The organism is Pantoea dispersa (assembly GCF_014155765.1).
Lineage (GTDB): Bacteria > Pseudomonadota > Gammaproteobacteria > Enterobacterales > Enterobacteriaceae > Pantoea > Pantoea dispersa.
Genome location: NZ_SCKT01000024.1, coordinates 1 through 2,103 on the forward strand (window position 1 = coordinate 1; position 2,103 = coordinate 2,103).

The window sequence follows — 2,103 nt, forward strand, 5'->3', positions numbered from 1 at the left end:
ATAAGGATCTGGCAGCCTGAGTTCCCGGACTTAACTCTCTCCCACAAAACCGGTACGGTTCAGTTCAGCTATATCCCCAGGGAAAAGCTGGCTGAAATCATCACACTTGTCCGTGAAATTGCCCGGCCCTCAGATGATAATTTTCATGACGAAATGGTGGAGCAGTACGGGCGCGTTCGTCGTTTTCTGCCTCATCTGCTGAATACCGTTAAATTTTCATCCGCACCTGCCGGGGTTACCACTCTGAATGCCTGTGACTACCTCAGCAGGGAGTTCAGCTCACGGCGGCAGTTTTTTGATGACGCACCAGCGGAAATCATCAGCCGGTCATGGAAACGGCTGGTGATTAACAAGGAAAAACATATCACCCGCAGGGGATACACGCTCTGCTTCCTCAGTAAACTGCAGGATAGTCTGAGACGGAGGGATGTCTACGTTACTGGCAGTAACCGGTGGGGAGATCCACGAGCAAGATTACTACAGGGTGCTGACTGGCAGGCAAACCGGATTAAGGTTTATCGTTCTTTGGGCCACCCGACAGACCCGCAGGAAGCAATAAAATCTCTGGGTCATCAGCTTGATAGTCGTTACAGACAGGTTGCTGCACGTCTTGGCGAAAATGAGGCTGTAGAACTCGATGTTTCTGGTCAGAAGCCCCGGTTGACAATTTCTCCCCTCGCCAGTCTTGATGAGTCGGACAGTCTAAAACGACTGAGCAAAATGGTCAGTGCTCTGCTCCCTCCGGTGGATTTAACGGAGTTGCTACTCGAAATTAACGCCCATACCGGATTTGCTGATGAGTTTTTCCACGCCAGTGAAGCCAGCGCCAGAGTTGATGATCTGCCCGTCAGCATAAGCGCCGTGCTGATGGCTGAAGCCTGCAATATCGGTCTGGAACCACTGATCAGATCAAATGTTCCTGCACTGACCCGACATCGGCTGAACTGGACAAAAGCGAACTATCTGCGGGCTGAAACTATCACCAGCGCTAATGCCAGACTGGTTGGTTTTCAGGCAACGCTACCGCTGGCACCGATATGGGGTGGAGGAGAAGTGGCATCTGCAGATGGAATGCGCTTTGTTACACCAGTCAGAACAATCAATGCCGGACCGAACCGCAAATACTTTGGTAATAACAGAGGGATCACCTGGTACAGCTTTGTGTCCGAGCAGTATTCCGGCTTTCATGGCGTCGTTATACCGGGGACGCTGAGGGACTCTATCTTTGTGCTGGAAGGTCTTCTGGAACAGGAGACCGGGCTGAATCCAACCGAAATTATGACCGATACAGCAGGTGCCAGCGATCTTTTTTTTGGCCTTTTCTGGCTGCTGGGATACCAGTTTTCTCCGCGCCTGGCTGACGCCGGTGCTTCGGTTTTCTGGCGAATGGACCATGATGCCGACTATGGCGTGCTGAATGATATTGCCAGAGGCCAATCAGATCCCCGAAAAATAGTCCTTCAATGGGACGAAATGATCCGAACCGCAGGCTCTCTGAAGCTGGGCAAAGTACAGGCTTCAGTGCTGGTCCGTTCATTGCTGAAAAGTGAACGTCCCTCCGGACTGACTCAGGCAATCATTGAAGTGGGGCGCATCAACAAAACGATGTACCTGCTTAATTATATTGATGATGAAGATTACCGCCGGCGCATTCTGACCCAGCTTAATCGGGGAGAAAGCCGCCATGCAGTTGCCAGAGCCATCTGTCATGGTCAAAAAGGTGAGATAAGAAAACGATATACCGACGGTCAGGAAGATCAATTGGGTGCACTGGGGCTGGTCACTAACGCCGTCGTGTTATGGAACACTATTTATATGCAGGCAGCCCTGGATCATCTCCGGGAGCAGGGTGAAACACTGAATGATGAAGATATCGCACGCCTCTCCCCGCTTTGCTACGGACACATCAATATGCTCGGCCATTATTCCTTCACCCTGGCAGAACTGGTGACCAAAGGACATCTGATACCATTAAAAGAGGCGTCAGAAGAGGAAAATGTCGCTTAACGTGAGTTTTCGTTCCACTGAGCGTCAGCCCCCTAAAAGCGGCAGTCTGGCGCGTGTTGGTGCCCGGAGAAGGCCCATGAGGCGAGCCAGCACTGG

At 51.6% G+C, this 2,103-nt stretch carries 1 protein-coding gene; it reads left to right on the forward strand.

The window, feature by feature from the left end:
* Window positions 1-2,007 (forward strand): Tn3 family transposase (locus tag H7K56_RS23105; RefSeq protein WP_259395534.1); only part of this gene is annotated, 2,007 nt, incomplete at its 5' end.
* Window positions 2,008-2,103 lie beyond the last annotated feature (96 nt).